This window comes from Verrucosispora sp. WMMD1129 (genome assembly GCF_029581255.1).
GTDB classification, from domain to species: domain Bacteria; phylum Actinomycetota; class Actinomycetes; order Mycobacteriales; family Micromonosporaceae; genus Micromonospora; species Micromonospora sediminimaris.
In genome coordinates this window covers 5,135,856-5,154,573 of record NZ_CP120741.1, presented here as the reverse complement: position 1 = coordinate 5,154,573, position 18,718 = coordinate 5,135,856, and the positions used below count along the sequence as shown (strand labels likewise).

Here is an 18,718-nt window from a genome sequence, read left to right as displayed (position 1 = left end):
CGGCTCGGCCGCGAACGGGATGACGACGGGCGTCGGGGCGTTGGCGGCCGAAGCCGCCCCACCGCCGTTCTCCACCACCACCGTGGTGACCGAGGCGCGGCTGGACAGCTGGCTCGCCGTCGGCCTGGTCCTCGCCGCCGGTCTCTATCTGTACGGGGTGTACCGGCTGCGGCTGCGCGGCGACCGCTGGCCGGTCGCCCGGACGATCTTCTTCCTCGGTCCCGGCCTCGGCGGCATCGCCTCGGTGACGGTCAGTGGGCTGGAGACGTACGACACCACGCTGCTGTCGGTGCACATGGTGCAGCACATGGTGCTGTCCATGGTCTCGCCGATCTTCCTGGCGCTGGGCGCGCCGGTGACCCTGGCCCTGCGTACCCTGCCGACCGGTCCGCGCAAGCGGCTGCTCGCGGTGGTGCACAGCCGGATCGCCCGGATCTACACCTTCCCGCTTGTGGCGTTCGCCATCTTCGTGGTGAACCCGTTCGCGCTCTACTTCACCGACCTGTACCGCTACACGCTGGAGCACGCCTGGGCGCACGAGGTGGTGCACGCGCATTTCATCATGACCGGCTGCGTCTTCTTCTGGCCGCTGCTCGGACTGGATCCGCTGCCGGGACGCTGGCCGTACCCCGGGCGGGCACTGCTGATGCTGTTGTCGGTGCCGTTCCACACCGTGCTCGGGCTGACGATCATGCAGAGCACCACCCTCTTCGGTGGCGACTGGTACCCCTCGCTCGGGCTGACCTGGACCGACCCGTGGGAGGACCAGGTGCTCGCCGGCGGGATCCTGTGGGCCGGTGGCGAGTTCGTCAGCGTGACGATGCTCGCAGTCCTGGTGGTGCAGTGGATGCGTCAGGCCGAGCGGGAGGCCCGCCGGATCGACCGCGAACTGGACCGCCAGGAGGCCCGCCGCCGAGCGGCGGAAACGACCGCCTGAGGGCAGCCCGGCAACGGGCCGGGGCGGCGTGTCACGCGCACCACACCGACCGGTACGATCAGCCACGCAGCTACGAAGTGGGAGCCGTGAAAGCCATGAGCGAGCGGATCGAGCTCGGTGTGATGGTGTCTCAGGACGGCCCGAAGCGAAGCGGAGTGTCGGCATGAGCGACCGTCTGTGCACCGTCCTGCTCTACAGCGACGACCCGCAGGTGCGGGACCGGATGCGGCTCGCCGTCGGCACCCGACCCGCGGCCGACCTGCGGGTCGAGTTCGTCGAGGCGTCCACCTACGCCGAGTGCGTCCGACTGGTCGACGACTACGAGATCGACCTGATGCTGCTCGACGGTGAGGCCACCCCCGGCGGCGGCATCGGCATCGCCCGGCAGATCAAGGACGACCGTGACGACGCCCCACCCACCTGTGTGGTGATCGCCCGCGCCGCCGACCGCTGGCTGGCGTCCTTCGCCGAGGTCGATGCCACTCTGGTGCACCCGCTCGACCCGGTCACCACCGCCGCCACCGTGACCGAGCTGCTGCGCGCGGGCGCGCCCGCCTGACGTCCCACTCCGGCACCGCCACGGCGCCGGGCGAGCCGGCGCCGGTCCCGTCCCACCCGTAACCGTCTGCTCGGGAGGCCCACCATGGGCGATCGGACCTGGCCGCACCTGCTCACCGCGCTGCTGCGCGGTGAGGAACTATCCGCCGCCGACACCGCCTGGGCGATGGGCGAGATCATGTCCGGGTCGGCCGGGCCGGCCCAGATCGCCGGCTTCGCCGTCGCGCTACGGGCCAAGGGCGAGACCCCGGCCGAGGTGACCGGGCTGGTCGAGGCGATGCTCAGCCGGGCCGTCCCGGTCGAGCTGCCCGAGGAGGTACGCGCCGAGGCGCTCGACGTCGTCGGCACCGGTGGCGACCTCGCCCACACGGTCAACATCTCCACGATGACGGCGCTGGTCGTGGCCGGGGCCGGCGTACGCGTGGTCAAGCACGGCAACCGGGCCGCCTCGTCCTCCTGCGGCACCGCCGACCTGCTGGAGTTCCTCGGCATTCCACTGGATCTCGGGCCCGATCAGGTGGCCCGCTGCGTGGCCGAGGCCGGGATCGGCTTCTGCTTCGCGGCCCGGTTCCACCCCGGCATGCGCCACGCCGGTCCGGTCCGCCGGGAACTGGGCGTGCCGACCGCGTTCAACTTCCTCGGCCCGCTGACCAATCCGGGCCGTCCCCGCTCGGGCGCCGTCGGCTGCTTCGACGCCACGATGGCGCCGGTGATGGCGGCCGTCTTCGCGGCCCGGGGCGACTCGGTGCTGGTGATGCGCGGCGAGGACGGGCTGGACGAGTTCACCACCGCCGCGGCGACCCGGTTCTGGATCGCCCAGAACGGGACCGTCAGGGAGGCCGTGGTGGACGCGGTCGACCTCGGCGTACCCCGGGCCACCCTGGCCGATCTGCGCGGCGGCGACGCGGCCCACAACGCCGAAGTGGCCCGGCGGCTGCTCGCCGGCGAGCCGGGACCGGTACGCGACGCCGTCCTGGTCAACGCGGCGGCGGCCCTGGCCACCCAGGGGCCCCTGGACGGCGACCTGACCGACGCGCTCCGCGCCGGCCTGGGCCGCGCCGCCGAGTCGATCGACTCCGGCGCGGCCGCCCGCACCCTGGACCGCTGGATCGAGGTCGCCCGCACCGTCTGATCCCACCCGGTGCTCGACGCGGGGTATGTCGGAGGGCCGTGGGAAACTACAACTGAGTAGTTCCGGCGACGCCCAGCGACCGGCCGCCGAGCGGAAGGAGAGGTCCGTGACGGAGCGCGAGCTTCACTGCGAAACCTGCGGCAGCATCCAGCCGTTCGAGGCACCGCCCTGCGTCGACGGCCACGGGGCCGACTGCCCCGAGCGCGCCTGCACCGGCTGCGGAGCGGCGATCATCACCGTCTTCGTCCTCAGCCCGCCGCGCCGGTCGTCCCGTCGCCGCACGGCGGTCCGACACCGCGCCGCCTGAACCGGCCCGCCCACTCGGCACCGACAACGACGAGAGCCCGCCCCGGTTGGGGCGGGCTCTCGCTTCGTTTCCGCGGCTCAGTGCTCGGCGGTGCGCCGAGTCCCGCTGTAGTACTCGAATAGCAGGCCGCAGGCGGCCAGGATCACGGCCAGCGCACCGAGGCCGAGCAGCCAGAACTGCCAGAACACCAGGCCCAGGCCGGCGATCGCGGCGGCCAGGGCCAGCCCGAACGGCCAGTAGCTGCCCGGGCTGAAGAAGCCGATCTCGCCCGCGCCGTCAGCGATCTCGGCGTCCGGCCGGTCCTCCGGACGCAGGTCGATGCGGCGGGAGACGAACCAGAAGAAGCCGCCGCACATCGCGCAGAGCAGGAACGACAGCAGCAGGGCCACGGTGCCGATCCACTCGACCCGACCGTCCGCTTCGGCCCACGTCCAGCCGCCGTAGAGGACGGTCGCGAACAGCAGGAACCCGGCGATGATCAGGAAGATACGCCACTCGGTCTTCATGCCGGTTGCCTCAGCTTCCCGTGCCGGCCGGAGCGGTGTCCGGGTTGAAGTTGCTCTCGGTGCGCCGCGTCTCGAACGGCCGCGTGGTGGTCGCGTACGGCTCCTCGCCGATCGACGTCAACGCGTCCTGGGTCGAGGCACCGCCCTGCTTGGCGGCGAGGAAGCGGTCGAAGTTCTCCGGCGAGACGACCCGTAGCTCGAAGTTCATGAAGGCGTGGTAGCTGCCGCACAGCTCGGCGCAGCGGCCCACGTAGGCTCCCTCGGTCTCCAGCGAGGAGACCTCGAAGACGTTACGGATGCTGCCGGGCATGACGTCCCGCTTGAACAGCATCTCCGGCACCCAGAACGAGTGGATGACGTCGCGGCTGGTCTCCTCGAACCGGATGGACCGGCCGGTCGGCAGCACCAGGATCGGGATGACCTCGCTGGTGCCGAGCACCGACGCGGTGGTCTCGGCGTCGACGCCCTGGCCGTCGCGGTAGTTGAACTGCCAGTTCCACTTGAAGGCCACGACCTCGACGGTGACGTCGGGGTTGTTGGTGGTCTTCACCACGTCGGTCTGCACCACCGCGGTGTAGTAGAAGAGCACCGAGACGATCAGCACCGGCGCGATGGTGTAGAGGAACTCCATCGGCAGGTTGTAGCGGGTCTGCACCGGCAGCTCGTTGCCGCGCTTGCGGTAACGCACGATGCACCAGAAGATCAGGCCCCAGACGAAGAAGCCGACCGCGAGTGCCGCGACACATGAGGCGATCCACAGGTCGTACATCCGCCGGGCCTCGGGAGTGATGCCGCCCTGCGGCCACCCGAAGCCCCCGAACGCCGCACCGACGTCACAGCCCGTGAGCAGGACCAGCAGCGCCGCCCCACTGAATCCGAGCCCGGCGAGACGCCCGGCACGACGCCCCCGCCGCCCACCGGCTCGCGGGGTTGCGCTGCGCCGTACGGCCGTCGGCCGTACCTCCGAACTCCTTGCGACCACCTGGTCCTGCCTCCCTAGCGCGCCGCGGTGTCCTCGTTTCGGCCGGCTCCGCCGAGCGGAGCCGCCGCACCGGCGGCAAAGGCGTCACCGACGGTCGCAGATTACTCGACCATGACGGGCTGGACCCGGTTGGGGTCGTTGTCCGCACCCGACGGGGGATCTTGTGCCGACCGAGGCGATAGCGTGGGCAGACGTGACTTCCTCCCCCGTCTACCTGGACGCGGCCACCGCCGCGCCGCTGCATCCGGTCGCCCGGCAGGCGCTGCTGGCCGCGCTCGACGACGGTTGGGCCGACCCCGACCGGCTCTACTCGCAGGCCCGGCGCGCCCGCCACCTGCTCGACGCCGCCCGCGAGGCCACCGCCGACACCCTCGGGGTACGCCCCGACGAGCTGTCCTTCACCGCCAGCGGCACCAGCGCCGCGCACACCGCAGTGCTCGGTGGGCTGCGCGGGCGCCGACGGGCCGGCCGAGTCCTGGTGCACTCGGCGATCGAACACTCGGCCGTGCTGCACGCCGCCGAACAGCACGTCGCCGGCGGTGGCACGGCGGTCGAGGTGCCGGTCGACCGCCTCGGCCGACTGGACCTGGACGCCTGGTCGGCGGCGGTCACCGGTGCCGAGGTGGCGTCGGCCGCGCTGATCGCGGCCAGTCACGAGGTGGGCACCGTCCAGCCGGTCGAGGCCGCCGCGGCGGCCTGCGCCCGGGTCGGCGTGCCGCTCTACGTCGACGCCGCGCAGCTGGTGGGCCGGGTACCGGTGCCGTCCGGCTGGTCGGTGTTGACCGCGAGTGCCCGCAAGTGGGGCGGTCCACCCGGCGTCGGACTGCTCGTGGTCCGCAAAGGCACCCGCTGGGAGTCACCCTGGCCGGCCGACGAGCGTGAGTCGGGGCGTACGCCCGGCACGTTGAACCTGCCGGCGGTGGTGGCGGCGGCGGCGAGCCTGCGCGCGGCGGCGGCCGACGCGGCGGCCCAGGCGACGCGGCTGTCCGCGCTGGTGGACCGGATCCGGGCCCGGGTGGCGGCCGAGGTGCCGGACGTGGAGGTGGTCGGTGAACCCGAGCACCGGCTACCGCATCTGGTCACCTTCTCCTGCCTGTACGTCGACGGGGAGGCGTTGCTGCACGCGCTGGACCGGCGGGGTTTCGCCGTCTCGTCGGGCTCGTCCTGCACGTCGTCCACCCTGCGCCCGTCGCACGTGTTGGAGGCGATGGGGGTGCTCTCGCACGGCAACGTCCGGGTCTCGCTGCACACCGGCAACACCGAGGCCGATGTGGAACGCTTCCTCACCGAACTGCCCGGCATCGTCGCCAACCTGCGGGAACAGGCGGGAGTGACAGGGCTGTGAACGTCCCCGACGCCACCGGTGACACACCGGACCGCCCCGTGGGGGGCGCGTCAAGCGACCTGCCCGGTCAGCTGCCTGACGAGGTGCTCGACTGTCTCGGCCAGCGCTGCCCGCTGCCGGTGATCGCCCTGGCCCGCCGACTACCGGAGCTGCCGGTGGGCGCGGTGGTCCGGGTACTCGCCGACGACCCGGCGGCAGCTGTCGACATCCCGGCCTGGTGCCGGATGCGCGGCCAGGAGTTCCTCGGCGCCCACCCCGGCCCCACCTACCACATCCGCCGAACCCACTAACAATTGATCACGAGGTGGGCGGCACCGTGGGATCGAACGCTGCCGCCAACCTCATGATCAACACCGATCCCGACGCCGGGATGCTGGTGCCCGCTCGGGGTTCGAGTCAGGGGAGGAGGTGCGGGCGGAGTTCGTTGGCGGCGTGGTCGCCGTAGGACTCGGCGAGGCGCTTGACGAACACGTCCCGGCGCACCTGGTACTCCTGGGTGCCGACGGTCTCCAGCACCAGCGTGGCGAGCAGGGAGCCGACCTGGGCGGCCCGCTCCAGCCCGACCCCCCAGGACAGCGCGGTGAAGAAGCCGGCGCGGAAGCCGTCCCCGACACCTGTGGGGTCGACCGCCTGGGTCTCCCGGGCGATCGGCACGTGGATCGTCTCGATCTCCCGCCCCGCGATCTCCACCCCGTGCTTGCCCAGCGTGGTGACCCGGATCTTCACCCGGTCCAGCAGTTGGTCGTCGGAGAGGCCGGCCTTGCTCTGCAGCAGCGACTTCTCGTAGTCGTTGGTCATCAGGTAGTCGGCGCCGTCGATCAGCGCGATGACGTCCTCGCCGGGCATCCGGGCGAGCTGCTGGGACGGGTCGGCGGCGAACCGGTAGCCACGCTCGCGGCACTCGGCCGAGTGCCGCAGCATCGCCTCCGGGTCGTTGGCGCCGACCAGCACCAGGTCGAGCCCACCGAGACGCTGGGCGACCGGGTGCAGCTCGATGTTGCGGGCCTCGCTCATCGCGCCCGCGTAGAACGAGGCGATCTGGCACATGTCGGTGTCCGTGGTGCAGACGAAGCGGGCAGTGTGGGCGATCTCGCTTACGTGCACCGAGTCGCAGTCCACCCCGTGCCGCTCCAGCCAGGAGCGGTAGTCGGCGAAGTCGGCGCCGACCGCGCCGAGCAGCACCGGCCGGAGACCGAGCTGCCCCATGCCGAACGCGATGTTGGCCGCCACCCCGCCCCGGCGCAGCACCAGATCGTCCACCAGGAAGGAGAGCGACACCTTGTGCAGCTGATCGGCGATGAGCTGGTCGGCGAACCGCCCAGGGAAGCTCATCAGGTGGTCGGTGGCGATCGAGCCGGTCACGGCGATCTTCATGGCAACCCTCGGGGTCGGCAGCAGAGCCCGATCAGCCTACCGGCACCGCGCCCCCCGAGCGACCACCCGACTCCACCCCACCCCCACCCCCGCACCCACCCCCCACCCACCCGCCCTGCACGGATGATCAAGAGGTTTTGGCCGCGCCGCCGGCCATATCGCGACCAGAACTTCTTGGTCAACTGGGTGGACGCGGGCGGCCGGGGTGCAGAGACGCGGACGGCGGTACGGCCGCTGGGGCCGTACCGCCGTCCGCGTGCAGAACCGGACTCAGCTGAACGAGTCTCCGCAGGCGCAGGAGTTGCCCGCGTTGGGGTTGTCGATCGTGAAGCCCTGGGCGTCGATCCGGTCGGCGAAGTCGATGGTGGCGCCGGCCAGGTAGGGGGCGCTCATCCGGTCGACGACGACCTCGACACCGTCGTAGTCGGTGACGATGTCACCGTCGAGCGAACGCTCGTCGAAGAAGAGCTGGTACCGCAGGCCGGAGCAGCCGCCCGGCTGCACGGCGACCCGGAGCCGCAGGTCGTCGCGGCCCTCCTGCTCGATCAGGGCCTTGACCTTCTGCGCCGCGACGTCGGTGAGGACGACGGACGTGGGGGCCTTGGCCTCGGTCGACTCGGTCTGCGCTGGCGTGGTCACGTGGAATTCTCCCTGCGGCGCGTCGGTGTGGTCCTCCCCTGGCCAACGTCAGCCGCCGGTCAGCGATTCCCACAGTGGTCCAGTTCTTGATTGTAGGCCGCCGGTGGCGGCCTGGCCCGGCGGCGTGACCAGGCACTCGGTGGGAACCGGGATCAGCGGCTCCACTGCCGGGCCAGCCGGGCGCCGAGCGCCCGCAGCCCCTCCGCCGGACGCTCCAGCGCGGCGGTCAGCCCGCCGTGCTCCTCGCCGCCGAAGTGCTCCACCAGGCTGTACGTGTCGGTCACCCCGACCGACGCCGCCTCCCGCCGCCCGGTGCTCACCTGCCCGGCGAGCACGACGCAGGGTACGCCCCGGTCGCGGGCGGCACCGGCCACGCCGGCCACCACCTTGCCGCGCAGCGACTGGTGGTCGAAACGCCCTTCCCCGGTGACCACCAGATCCACCTCGTCGAGCACGGTTTCCAGCCCGACGGCCCGGCTGACCAGGCCGATGCCGGACTCGCACCGCCCGCCGAGGGCGAGCAGCGCGGCACCGATGCCGCCGGCAGCACCGCCACCCGGCAGCGCGCCCAACCCGCTGGGGCAGCCGGGCAGGTCCCGCTCCAGCACCTCGGCCCACCGTCCGAGCCCCGCGTCGAGCAGCAGCACGTCGGCCCGGTCGGCACCCTTCTGCGGGCCGAAGACGTTGCTCGCGCCGTGCAGACCGAGCAACGGGTTGTCGATGTCGGTGGCCGCGATCAGCCGGGCCTCACGCAACCGGGGCAGCCCGTCGAGCTTCGCCGCGGCGGCCAGGGCCGCACCGCCGTACGGCAGGGCCGCGCCGGTGCCGTCGAGGCCCACCGCGCCCAGGGCGGCGAGCATCCCCGCGCCACCATCGTTGGTCGCGGAACCACCGAGCCCGACCACCACCGTGCGCGCACCGGCCTCCACCGCGGCGGCGACCAGCAGACCCAGGCCGTACGACGTGGTGGTCAACGGGTCACGCTCGGCGGCGTCGAGCAGGTGCAGGCCGCAGGCCTGCGCGCTCTCCAGCCAGGCGACCGCACCCCCTTCGGTGAGCAGCATCTCACCGGTGGCCGGGCGGCCCAACGGATCGGTCGTCGGCACCGGTACCCGCCGACCGGGCAGCGCCTCGGCGAGCACGTCGAGGAAGCCCGGTCCCCCGTCGGCCAGTGGTCTGACCAGCAGGTCGTCGCCGGGTGCCACCTCCCGCCAGCCGTCGGCCACGGCAGCGGCGACCTGCGGGGCCGGCAGCGTACCGGCGAACTTGTCCGGGCAGAGCAGTACGCGCATGCCTGGCAGTGTGGCAGCCCACACCGGCACGGGCGGCACGGCGGTCATGCTGTGGGACCATGGAGAGCGTGACGTCGACCTGGGTTGAGCCCTCCAACACCGCCACTGCGCTGCTGCTCCTCGGCCGCGGCAGCGACCCCGCCACCGAACGTGGCGTGGAGTGTCCGGGTGACCTGCCGGCACCGAGCGATCCCGACCTGGTGGCCCGTGCGACCGCGGCCAAGGCCGCCCTCGGCGACCGAGTCTTCGTGCTGGGTCACCACTACCAGCGCGACGAGGTGATCCAGTTCGCCGACGTGACAGGCGACTCGTTCAAGCTGGCCCGCGAGGCCGCCGCCCGGCCGCAGGCCGAGTACATCGTCTTCTGCGGTGTGCACTTTATGGCCGAGAGCGCGGACATCCTCACCGCCGACACGCAGCAGGTCGTGCTGCCCGACCTGGCCGCCGGCTGCTCGATGGCGGACATGGCCGCGCTGCCGCAGGTGGAGAACGCCTGGGAGGTCCTCTCCGAGCTGGGCCTGACCGAGCGCACCGTCCCGGTCACCTACATGAACTCCTCGGCTGACATCAAGGGCTTCGTCGGCCGCAACGGCGGTGTGGTCTGCACCTCGTCGAACGCGAAGCGGGCCCTGGAGTGGGCGTACCAGCAGGGTGAGAAGGTGCTCTTCCTGCCCGACCAGCACCTGGGCCGCAACACCGCCGTGCTGGAGATGGGTTTCTCCCTGGACGACTGCGTCCTGTACGACCCGCACAAGCCGAACGGCGGGCTCACCGCGGAGCAGCTGCGCGAGGCGAAGATGATCCTCTGGCGCGGGCACTGCTCGGTGCACGGCCGGTTCACGCTGGACAGCGTCAACGACGTTCGGCAGCGGGTGCCGGGAGTGAACGTGCTGGTGCACCCGGAGTGTCGGCACGAGGTGGTGCAGGCCGCCGACCTGGTCGGGTCGACGGAGTACATCATCAGGACCATCGAGGCGGCCCCGGCCGGCTCCGCGTGGGCCGTCGGCACCGAGTTGAACCTGGTCCGCCGGCTGGCGCTGGCCCACCCGGACAAGCAGATCATGTTCCTGGACCGGGCCGTCTGCTACTGCTCGACGATGAACCGAATCGATCTGCCGCACCTGGTCTGGGCGCTGGAGGAGCTGGTCGCCGGTCGGGTGGTCAACCGAATCACGGTCGACGCGGACACCGCGCACCACGCTCGGGTGGCGCTGGACCAGATGCTCGCACTGCCCGGGGCCTAACCTCGACCGTCCCTCACGCTGAGTGAGGGACGGTGTACGCGAAAGTGCCGGATCACCGATAAATGCCCTCCGAGGCGGTGTGACCGGATCCATTCTCATCACGGAGGGCTATGCTGCCGGGCGACGACATACGCGGGTGCGGGCGTTTGGGCGCGACCGCGTCCCGGGTAGCGAACCGGGTGGTGTCCATCCATCGAAACGGCAGCACGCACGCGCTGGAGGTTGCGTTGACCGACGACGTCCTGGTCGTACACGGAGGCACGCCGCTGCAAGGGCGGATCCGCGTGCGCGGCGCGAAGAACCTGGTTTCCAAGGCGATGGTCGCCGCGTTGCTCGGCGACAGCCCGAGCCGGCTGTTCGACGTACCGAAGATCCGCGACGTCGAGGTCGTCCGGGGCCTGCTGGGGCTGCACGGCGTCAAGGTCACCGACGGCGTCGAGGACGGTGAGCTGGTCTTCGACCCGGCCAACGTGGAGAGCGCCAGCACCGACCAGATCAACGTGCACGCCGGCTCCAGCCGGATCCCGATCCTGTTCTGCGGGCCGCTGCTGCACCGCCTCGGGCACGCCTTCATTCCGGACCTCGGCGGCTGCCACATCGGGCCCCGGCCGATCGACTTCCACCTGCAGGCGCTGCGGGAGTTCGGTGCGACCGTCGACAAGACCCCCGAAGGGCTGCACCTGTCCGCGCCGAACGGGCTGCACGGCACCAAGTTCGCGCTGCCCTACCCGAGTGTCGGCGCGACCGAGCAGGTGCTGCTGACCGCGGTCATGGCCGAGGGTGTCACCGAGCTGCGCAACGCGGCCGTGGAGCCGGAGATCGTCGACCTGATCTGTGTGCTGCAGAAGATGGGCGCGATCATCAAGGTGCACACCGACCGGGTCATCGAGATCCAGGGCGTGCCGAAGCTGCACGGCTACACCCACCGGCCGATCCCGGACCGGATCGAGGCGGCGAGCTGGGCGGCGGCGGCGTTGGCCACCCGTGGCCACGTCGAGGTGCTCGGCGCGGAGCAGGCCGACATGATGACCTTCCTGAACGTCTTCCGGTCGGTCGGCGGCGAGTACGAGGTGACCGACACCCGTCCGCCTCGGCCCGGACAGCCGGGTCAGGAGGGCGGCATCCGTTTCTGGCACCCCGGCGGTGAACTCCAGGCCACCGCGCTGGAGACCGACGTGCACCCGGGCTTCATGACCGACTGGCAGCAACCGCTGGTGGTGGCCCTGACTCAGGCTCGCGGGCTGTCCATCGTCCACGAGACGGTCTACGAGCAGCGGCTCGGCTACACCGAGGCGCTGAACTCGATGGGCGCCAACATCCAGGTCTACCGGGACTGCCTGGGCGGCACCCCGTGCCGTTTCGGCCGGCGCAACTTCAAGCACTCCGCGGTGATCGCCGGCCCGAGCAAGCTGCACGCCGCCGACCTGGTCATTCCCGACCTGCGGGCGGGCTTCAGCCACCTGATCGCCGCGCTGGCTGCCGAGGGCACGTCGCGGGTCTACGGCGTCGACCTGATCAACCGGGGTTACGAGGACTTCGAGGCCAAGCTCGCCGATCTCGGCGCGCAGGTGGAACGGCCGTAGTCGACTCGACGCGCCGCCTGCCGCGCGTTCGCCTGCACCGCGATGTGCACCGGGCGCGCGGCGTTGGCTACCCTTGCCGCGTGCCGTCGCTGTTTCGTCGCAAGTCCGCCGACCTCGCCGATCCTCCCACCGAGCCGCTGACCCCGGCGCAGGAGGAGGCAGCCGAGGCGGCGCGGTCCCGTGCCTACACCCCGGCCAAGGGACGGGAGACGCCGAAGCGGCCCGTCACCGGCCGCCGACCCGCCGGGGCGACGAAGCCGCTGAGCAAGGACGAGGCGAAAGCGCTGCGCCGGCAACGACGTGCCGAGGCGGCCGCGGAGTTCCGGCGTGAGGGCGGTCCCCGTGACCGGGGTCCGGAGCGGCTGCTGGCCCGTAACGTCGTCGACTCCCGACGCACCGTCGGCACCTGGTTCTTCGGCGGCGCCCTGGTGGTGCTGATCGGCTCGAACCAGGCGATGCCGCCGGTGATCCGGTTGGCCTCCAACCTGCTCTGGGGCGCGCTGGCGCTGGGCGTGGTGATCGACTCGGTGCTCATCTCCAGCAGGATCAAGAAGCTGGTCCGCGAGCGGTTCCCGAAGTCCACCCAGCGGATGGGTTCGCTGTACCTCTACGCGATCATGCGCTCGATCACTTTCCGCAAGCTGCGTTCGCCGGAGCCGCGGGTCGCCATCGGCGACCAGATCTGATCGCCACCCAGACACGCCGAGCACTGTCGGATCCTCGAATCGGGCCCTTCCGCCGGGCTGGCGCCGGAGCGATCCTGGGTCGCGTCACCCGCCCCCCGGGCAGCCGCAACGGGCGACTGACGGTGGGTGCAGCATCGTCGGGAGTCCGATACCGGCATAGGGATAAATGTCCGGATCAATAGGATAACGTTTGGGTTGACGAGGGTGCCGCAGTGGCGGTGACCGAGCCCGCGCCGCTACCCTCCTTGCGCAGCCATTCGGTGCCCGGACGAGCGATTTCACCGGTCTCCGGGGTGCCCAGCGCGACCATTTCCGACGAGGTGACATCGCCGTGAGCGAGCGGACGCGAGCCGACCACCGGGGCGCGACCGTGAGCGAGCGGGCGCCGGCCCTGAGTTCTGGCACGTGCCGGGACGGCGGGCTCGATCGTTGGGGTTACGCCGCACGCGCCCAAGCGTCTTCTGTCGTGACTGGCGCCGCCGCCCGGCGGCGTCCCGGCCGCAGCGACAGGTCCGGCGGATGAGTCGCGGCTACGCCGACCGGTGGCACGATCCCGCGGAGCCATCCTGGGTCGTCGAGCCGACGAGCGAATGGCAGCCGCAGTTCCCTGGCCAGCGTTATCCGGGTGACATCGGCGTCGAGCACCAGCCACCGTCCGCCCGAGGTCGAGCGAGCGCCGTCGGGCGCGCCGAGGTGCCGCCGCTCGCGCCGACCCGACCCGACGGCACGTACGTCGGCCGGTCCTGGGACGACGAGCCGGATGGTTGGCCGGGCCGACACGAGGCACCTGAACGGCGGCCCGCCGACGGCCCCAACGGTTCGTCACCGTACGACCGGTCGGTGCCGCCCGACTCCCGGTCCGAAAGGGCGAGGCCCGACAGACGGCGCTCGCCGTACGGTGAGCCCGCCCGGGGTCGCGACGGGGTCGTCTGGTCGGACTTCGGCCCGCAGGGCACCGGTACCGGCGCACCACCACGACGCGACCAGCGTGACCCGGACCGGTATGTCGATCGACGCGACCAGCGTGAACCCGATCGGTTTCCCGACCCACGCGACCCGGATCGCCGCCGCGACCAGCGCGACCCGGACCGGTACGCGCGACGCGGCCCGGAGCGGCACGCCCGGCAGGAGCCCGAACGGCGTGACCCGGACCGTCGCGACAACCGATACCCGCGACCCGAACCAGAGCGACGTGGCCAGCGCGAGCCCGAGCCGTACCCGGAACGGCCGCGCCGACGCTCCGAGCCGGCTGGCCGCGACGACTACCGGCGCGGCGCGCCGGTGTCCCCGGCCCCCCGTCCGGAACCCGGCTGGGCTGCCGAGGTGGACGAGGAGACGCGCCGGCCCGCCGCCGCACACCGCCCGGTGGAAGGTGCCGACCGCCGGGCGCCTGAAGACGCCTCCCCGCGCCCTCGCTACCAGTGGAGTCACCATCCCGGGCAGCCGACCCGCACCGACGGCCCACTGGTGGACGGCTATCGCACCGACTTCGTCGGCGGCGGCGATCCGGACGCCGCTCCGTACCCGGACGGCTTTGTCGACGACGAACCGATCCCGGCCGCGCCCGACGAATGGGTCCGCCCGGATCCCCGTCGGAGACGCCCGGAACCGCCGACGCCGGATCAGCAGCCGTACGGCGCTCCGTCGCGTGGCGACCTGCCCTGGCCCGCGCCCGGACCGCTGCGGCCGAGCAGCGGACGGGACCATCGCGAGTACCAGCGGCCGAAACCGCAGGAGCCGGAGGCCGACCGGCGACCGACCGGCGCACCTGACGGTCCCGGCCCGGAGCGGTTCGTCGACCGGCCGGCCGCTGCGCTGCCCGACCCCGAACGGCCGATCTCCGCGGCACCCGACCAGGATCCACGCCGCCGGCATCTGTCGGTGGTGCCGGACCACCCTGTCTCCCCCGCTCCGGAACGGGATCGTCCCGTCTCCCCCGCAGCCGGCCGGGCCCGGCCCGTCTCCCCGGCTCCGCAGCACCCCCAGCCGGAGATCGACCGCCCGCAACGGAACCGCCCCGCCGCCGCCACTGCCAGGGACCGGAGCGACACCCACCTGCCGGGTCAGGACCGTGGTCCGACCGGGCGACCCGACCGGAACCGGGTCGACCCTCCCGGCCGGGACCGGGACCGGCCCGCCGTCGCCTCCGGCGCCGACCGGGCCCCGACCGGGGACGCGGTCCGGCCGGCACCCCTGCACCAGCACGAGGTACGTCCCGCGCCGTTGCACGAGCACCAGGTCCGTCCGGCGCCCCTGCACGACCAGCCAGTCGTCGCCTCACCACCACCGGCCCCGGCCCCCTCGGTTGCCGCCGCGCCACCCGTCTCCGCACCACCCGTCACCCCGCCGCCGGCCCGACCGGTCTCCGCGCCGCCCAGCCACCGCCCCGTCTCCGCACCACCGACCCACCAACCGGTCTCCGCGCCACCCAGCGAGCCGGCCGGGCCCGCATCGTCGGGGCCGGCGTCCGGTGCCGTCACCGGCCCGGCACCGGTCGGACCGCCGCCGGTAGGTCGACCCGACCGGGCCGGCGGTGACGCCGGGCTGCCGAGCACACCGCCCGCCCGCCGGCCCACCCGGTACGTCCCACCAGCACCCGAGCCGTCCGCGCCCCCGCCCGCCCGTCCCGCCTCCGACGGCCCGCAGAGCTGGTTCGGGCCCGCCGCCGAGCCGGCAGCCGCGGCACCGGCCACCACCCCGCCACGGGAGCAGCGCGCCGCACCTGGCACCGATCCGCTCGCCGACTCCGTGCCGGCACCGCCCAACCTCCCCGCGTCGGACCGGCCCGCGTCACCGGAGATCGCGCCGCTCGACGACATCGAGGCCCCCGCGCCGCCGGTCTCGGCGCCTCCCGTCTCCGCACCGCCCGCACCCCCGTCCGACCTGCCGGCCTCCACACAGCCAACCTCGGCGTCCCCGGTCCCGGCACCTCCCGTACCGGAGTCGCCGACCCCGACACCGCCGGTTTCCGCGCCGCCGGCGTACGGGTCGTCGGTCTCCGTGCTCCCCGGCGAGCCCGACCTCGACGCGCCGGTTTCCGCCGTGCCGGTGTCGGCACCGCCGGACGACTCCGCGTCGTCGGAGGACCAGCCTCAGGTCGCGCCCACCGAGCCGGGTACTACCGAGAGCACCGAGGCATCCGTTGACACCATCGAGCCTCCGGTCGACACCCCGCCCAGTGACATCGGTGACGGGAGATCGCCGGGTGATGGTCCTGGCCCGGTCGACGCGACGCTCGCCACCTCCGCCGAAGCCGGCCCACCGGCCGACGGCGAGCAGAGCACCGAGGACGCGGAGGACGACGAGCCCGCACCCGAACCGCCAGCCGATCCCGAACAGGTGTTGGCGAACTTCCGCTGGCGACTCGATCCAGCAACTCTGCGCGAGATCGTGGACGACCCGGAGGAACTGCGGGAGGTCCGGGAGCGGCTCACCGAGAAGCTCGCCTCGGCGCTGGACAACCGGTCTCGGGCTCGGCTGCTGAGTCTGCGCGCGGTGGCCTCGCGGGTCCTCGACGACCTGGACGACGCGCTGGACGACGCCCGGATGGCGCTTACCTACGCCGAGGCGACCGGGGAGTTGCGCCGGGCCGCGCTCGCCCAGGCCCGGTTGGCCCATGTGCTGCGCTGGCGCGGCGAGTTCGCGGAGGCCGACCGGCTGTTCGCGGAGGCCAACTCGATCGAACTACCCGACCGGCTCCGCGCCGCACTGCACGAGCACTCGGCCCGCTGCTGCTACGACCAGGGCCGGCTGATCGAGGCGTGCCATCATTTCGAGCGAGCTCTCGACCTGCGTGGCGAGCAGGACGCCGAGTTGCTGGCCCGGGTCCGGACCGGCCTCGACGCGGTGGCCGCCCGCGCCGAGGAGAGCGGCTTCGGGCCGTACCCGCGTAGTTGGGACGAGGTGTTGGAGCGGGACCGGGCGCCGGTGCCGGCACGCGACGGCGGCCAGGGCCTGTGGGGTTACGCGGACGCGGACGGCGACATGGTGGTGCCCGCCCGGTACGCGGAGGCACAGCCGTTCCGGGAGGGCCTGGCCTGGGTACGCGAACCGCAGAGCGACCGGTGGTCGTTGATCAACCTGGCTGGCGACCCGGTGCTCGGGCCGACCTACCTGGCGGCTCGGCCGTTCTCCGACGGCCTGGCCTGGGTGGTACGGGACGAAAGCGGCTGGCACGCCGTCGACACCACGGGTGAGGTCGCGGTACCGCCGGGTTTCGCCGACGTGCGGCCCTTCCACAAGGGCGTGGCGGTGGTACGCCGAGAGGGCTGGGGGGCTGTCGACCGCACCGGAAGAATCGTGGTGCCGACCCGCTACCACGGCTTTCACACCACACTGGCCGACGGTCACTACGTCGACGGCTTCACCGAGGAGGGGCTGGCCGTGGTGGATCTGGCTGGTCGCAAGGGTGTGGTGGACCGTAACGGGCAGGTTATCGTCGCACCGGCGCATCCAGCCTTGTTGATCCACCCGGTCGCCTTCCTGGCCACCAACAGCGCCGGGAACTGGGGTGCGTTGGACCGGCGGGGCGAGTCGTTGATCGACCCGATGTTCCATCACCCGAGCGCGGTCGTCGCCGAGATCGACGGGCTGCTCGCCGACGCCAACCCGGTGCTCTGAAAAGCCTGTTCGAGGAGGCCGTGCCCGACTGCGCCGGCCCGGACGACGACCGTCCGGGCCGTCCGGGCACCACTGTTGTCGGCCAGGATCAGGCCGACGTCTCCCACCCGGCGTGGTGGGGCCGGGCCTGACCGGTCTTGGGGCCCCGCGTCTCGTCCCAGCGGGCGCCGACGGTGGTCACGGCACTGGCCGGGGGGTCGGTTGGTCGGCTTGGCCGGTCGGCTGTTGACCGGGCGGCGGTCCCAGCAGCTCGATCCCGTGCCGCGCGGAGGCGTGACCGAGCGTGGCCGGATCGATCGGCGCCGGGTCCGGCAGCCGACGTTCGAGCGCCGGCACCCCGACGTCGGCGACGTACTCCTCGAAGCCGGCGGGGGTGGTCAGTTGCAGCACCCGCAGCGGTTCGTCCGTCCCGACCACGAAGGTGTGCGGCAGACCCGCCGGCAGCAGCACGAAGTCACCAGGTGCGGCGGCCAGCACCGTGTCGCCGCAGTAGAACGTGGCGGTGCCGGACAGCAGGTAGAACATCTCGTCCTCGACCTGGTGCCGGTGCAGTGGCGGGGCGAATCCGGGCGGGTTGACGAACTCGACAGCGGTGAGCCGGCCGCCGGTCTGCGCACCTGTCGCCTTGACGGTGACCAGATTGCCCAGGAACCAGTACGCCTCCCCCTCGTCGGGGCGGCGGACGAACGGATCGACGGACATGGCGCCTCCCAGGGACTTCATTGGACAACCAGCTATCGAATAGCCGACCAGCTATTCGATAGCTGGGAGTCTAGTGAATACATTGCTAGTATGACGACGCCATGGATGAAGTCAAGGACGGAAAACCGACCCGGCCGTACCGGTCCCGGATCCGCGAGGAGAACGCCCGCCGCACCCGGCAGGCCGTGGTCGCGGCGGCGACCGACCTCTTCGTCGCGCGGGGCTACACGGCCACGTCGCTGGCCGACGTGGCCGCCGCAGCGGGGGTGGCCAGACCCACCGTGTTCGCCACGTTCGGCGCCAAGGCGGCGCTGCTGCGTCAGGTGCTCGACGAGGCGCTCGCCGGCGACGACGAGCCGGTGCCGGTGGCGCAACGCCCCTGGTACCAGCCGGTCTGGGAGGCCACCACCGGGGGCGAGGTGCTCGACGCGTACGCCGGGGTCTGCACCATGATCGGCGGGCGGACCGCCCGGGTGTTCGAGACCGTCCGCCGCGCCGCCGACAGCAGCCCCGAGGTGGCCGAGGTCTGGCAGACGCTGCTACGCAACCGGCGGCTCGGCGCCACGATGGTGGTCGAGCGGGTGTGCGCCCTGGGTGGGCCGCTGCGCCAGGGCGCCGACGTCGAGGCTGCCATCGACGAGGTGTGGTTCTACAACGACCCGGCGCACTACGGCGCGCTGGTGCTGGAGCGTGGCTGGCACGAGGAGACCTTCCGGCAGTGGCTCGGCCGCAGCCTGCGCCATGCGCTGCTGTCGGACCCCGACTGATCACCGTCTCCTGCCGGGCGCATCAGGGCGGGCTAGGGTCAGAG

The 18,718-nt window shown here is 72.4% G+C and carries 17 protein-coding genes; 11 read left to right on the top strand and 6 right to left on the bottom strand.

What is annotated here, in order from left to right; all coding sequences use genetic code 11:
• Positions 1-19: 19 nt before the first annotated feature.
• From O7624_RS24115 to O7624_RS24100, 4 genes are all read left to right on the top strand, one after another.
• Positions 20-937 carry a cytochrome c oxidase assembly protein gene (locus O7624_RS24115; protein ID WP_282240740.1) on the top strand — a complete coding sequence of 306 codons (918 nt, stop codon included), beginning with the start codon at positions 20-22 and terminating at the stop codon, positions 935-937.
• 163 nt (positions 938-1,100) lie between these two features.
• Positions 1,101-1,496: a hypothetical protein gene (locus O7624_RS24110; protein ID WP_093401218.1), complete on the top strand. Its 396-nt coding sequence runs from the start codon at positions 1,101-1,103 to the stop codon at positions 1,494-1,496.
• Between the two features lie 84 nt (positions 1,497-1,580).
• On the top strand, positions 1,581-2,627 hold the full coding sequence (trpD, locus tag O7624_RS24105) for an anthranilate phosphoribosyltransferase (RefSeq protein ID WP_282237371.1): 1,047 nt from the start codon (positions 1,581-1,583) through the stop codon (positions 2,625-2,627).
• A gap of 106 nt (positions 2,628-2,733) precedes the next feature.
• Positions 2,734-2,934, top strand: coding sequence for a hypothetical protein (locus O7624_RS24100; protein WP_282237370.1), 201 nt, complete (start codon positions 2,734-2,736; stop codon positions 2,932-2,934).
• 77 nt (positions 2,935-3,011) lie between these two features.
• Here the strand turns inward: O7624_RS24100 and O7624_RS24095 are convergent, their stop codons facing one another.
• On the bottom strand, positions 3,012-3,440 hold the full coding sequence (locus O7624_RS24095) for a cytochrome c oxidase subunit 4 (protein ID WP_282237369.1): 429 nt from the start codon (positions 3,438-3,440) through the stop codon (positions 3,012-3,014).
• 10 nt (positions 3,441-3,450) lie between these two features.
• A complete protein-coding gene (gene coxB, locus O7624_RS24090; RefSeq protein WP_093401222.1) occupies positions 3,451-4,422 on the bottom strand; it encodes a cytochrome c oxidase subunit II in 972 nt (323 codons plus the stop codon).
• 193 nt (positions 4,423-4,615) lie between these two features.
• Between coxB and O7624_RS24085 the strand changes: the two genes are divergently transcribed.
• Together O7624_RS24085 and O7624_RS24080 are read left to right on the top strand one after the other, a co-directional pair.
• On the top strand, positions 4,616-5,767 hold the full coding sequence (locus O7624_RS24085) for an aminotransferase class V-fold PLP-dependent enzyme (protein WP_282237368.1): 1,152 nt from the start codon (positions 4,616-4,618) through the stop codon (positions 5,765-5,767).
• A 71-nt stretch (positions 5,768-5,838) separates the two neighbouring features.
• Positions 5,839-6,057 carry a sulfurtransferase TusA family protein gene (locus O7624_RS24080; RefSeq protein ID WP_093401570.1) on the top strand — a complete coding sequence of 73 codons (219 nt, stop codon included), beginning with the start codon at positions 5,839-5,841 and terminating at the stop codon, positions 6,055-6,057.
• 106 nt (positions 6,058-6,163) lie between these two features.
• Here the strand turns inward: O7624_RS24080 and O7624_RS24075 are convergent, their stop codons facing one another.
• From O7624_RS24075 to O7624_RS24065, 3 genes are all read right to left on the bottom strand, one after another.
• Positions 6,164-7,141, bottom strand: a complete 978-nt coding sequence (locus O7624_RS24075) for a carbohydrate kinase family protein (protein ID WP_093401224.1) — start codon at positions 7,139-7,141, stop codon at positions 6,164-6,166.
• Between the two features lie 270 nt (positions 7,142-7,411).
• Complete coding sequence (erpA, locus tag O7624_RS24070) at positions 7,412-7,780, bottom strand: iron-sulfur cluster insertion protein ErpA (protein ID WP_093401225.1); 369 nt, start codon at positions 7,778-7,780, stop codon at positions 7,412-7,414.
• 152 nt (positions 7,781-7,932) lie between these two features.
• On the bottom strand, positions 7,933-9,072 hold the full coding sequence (locus tag O7624_RS24065; protein ID WP_282237367.1) for a glycerate kinase: 1,140 nt from the start codon (positions 9,070-9,072) through the stop codon (positions 7,933-7,935).
• Between the two features lie 68 nt (positions 9,073-9,140).
• Between O7624_RS24065 and nadA the strand changes: the two genes are divergently transcribed.
• The 4 genes from nadA to O7624_RS24045 all read left to right on the top strand — a co-directional run bounded on the left by nadA (position 9,141) and on the right by O7624_RS24045 (position 17,205).
• Entirely contained in the window at positions 9,141-10,316 is a 1,176-nt protein-coding gene (gene nadA, locus O7624_RS24060) for a quinolinate synthase NadA (protein WP_282237366.1), read from the top strand.
• Between the two features lie 182 nt (positions 10,317-10,498).
• On the top strand, positions 10,499-11,899 hold the full coding sequence (gene murA, locus O7624_RS24055) for a UDP-N-acetylglucosamine 1-carboxyvinyltransferase (RefSeq protein ID WP_232510992.1): 1,401 nt from the start codon (positions 10,499-10,501) through the stop codon (positions 11,897-11,899).
• A gap of 80 nt (positions 11,900-11,979) precedes the next feature.
• Positions 11,980-12,585: a DUF3043 domain-containing protein gene (locus tag O7624_RS24050; protein ID WP_282237365.1), complete on the top strand. Its 606-nt coding sequence runs from the start codon at positions 11,980-11,982 to the stop codon at positions 12,583-12,585.
• A 519-nt stretch (positions 12,586-13,104) separates the two neighbouring features.
• Positions 13,105-17,205: a WG repeat-containing protein gene (locus O7624_RS24045; protein WP_282237364.1), complete on the top strand. Its 4,101-nt coding sequence runs from the start codon at positions 13,105-13,107 to the stop codon at positions 17,203-17,205.
• 177 nt (positions 17,206-17,382) lie between these two features.
• Here O7624_RS24045 and O7624_RS24040 read toward each other — a convergent pair whose 3' ends face one another.
• A complete protein-coding gene (locus O7624_RS24040; RefSeq protein WP_282237363.1) occupies positions 17,383-17,907 on the bottom strand; it encodes a quercetin 2,3-dioxygenase in 525 nt (174 codons plus the stop codon).
• 101 nt (positions 17,908-18,008) lie between these two features.
• On the opposite strand from O7624_RS24040, the gene O7624_RS24035 reads away from it, so the two are divergent.
• Positions 18,009-18,674, top strand: coding sequence for a TetR/AcrR family transcriptional regulator (locus O7624_RS24035; RefSeq protein WP_282237362.1), 666 nt, complete (start codon positions 18,009-18,011; stop codon positions 18,672-18,674).
• The last annotated feature ends 44 nt before the right edge of the window (positions 18,675-18,718 follow it).

Excerpts from the sequence above, each read along its gene's own strand:
- O7624_RS24115 (WP_282240740.1), top strand. The coding sequence starts at position 20 with ATGACGACGGGCGTCGGGGCGTTGGCGGCCGAAGCCGCCCCACCGCCG.
- O7624_RS24110 (WP_093401218.1), top strand. The coding sequence starts at position 1,101 with ATGAGCGACCGTCTGTGCACCGTCCTGCTCTACAGCGACGACCCGCAG.
- trpD (WP_282237371.1), top strand. The coding sequence starts at position 1,581 with ATGGGCGATCGGACCTGGCCGCACCTGCTCACCGCGCTGCTGCGCGGT.
- O7624_RS24095 (WP_282237369.1), bottom strand. The coding sequence starts at position 3,440 with ATGAAGACCGAGTGGCGTATCTTCCTGATCATCGCCGGGTTCCTGCTG.
- O7624_RS24075 (WP_093401224.1), bottom strand. The coding sequence starts at position 7,141 with ATGAAGATCGCCGTGACCGGCTCGATCGCCACCGACCACCTGATGAGC.
- O7624_RS24065 (WP_282237367.1), bottom strand. The coding sequence starts at position 9,072 with ATGCGCGTACTGCTCTGCCCGGACAAGTTCGCCGGTACGCTGCCGGCC.
- O7624_RS24045 (WP_282237364.1), top strand. The coding sequence starts at position 13,105 with ATGAGTCGCGGCTACGCCGACCGGTGGCACGATCCCGCGGAGCCATCC.
- O7624_RS24040 (WP_282237363.1), bottom strand. The coding sequence starts at position 17,907 with ATGTCCGTCGATCCGTTCGTCCGCCGCCCCGACGAGGGGGAGGCGTAC.
- O7624_RS24035 (WP_282237362.1), top strand. The coding sequence starts at position 18,009 with ATGGATGAAGTCAAGGACGGAAAACCGACCCGGCCGTACCGGTCCCGG.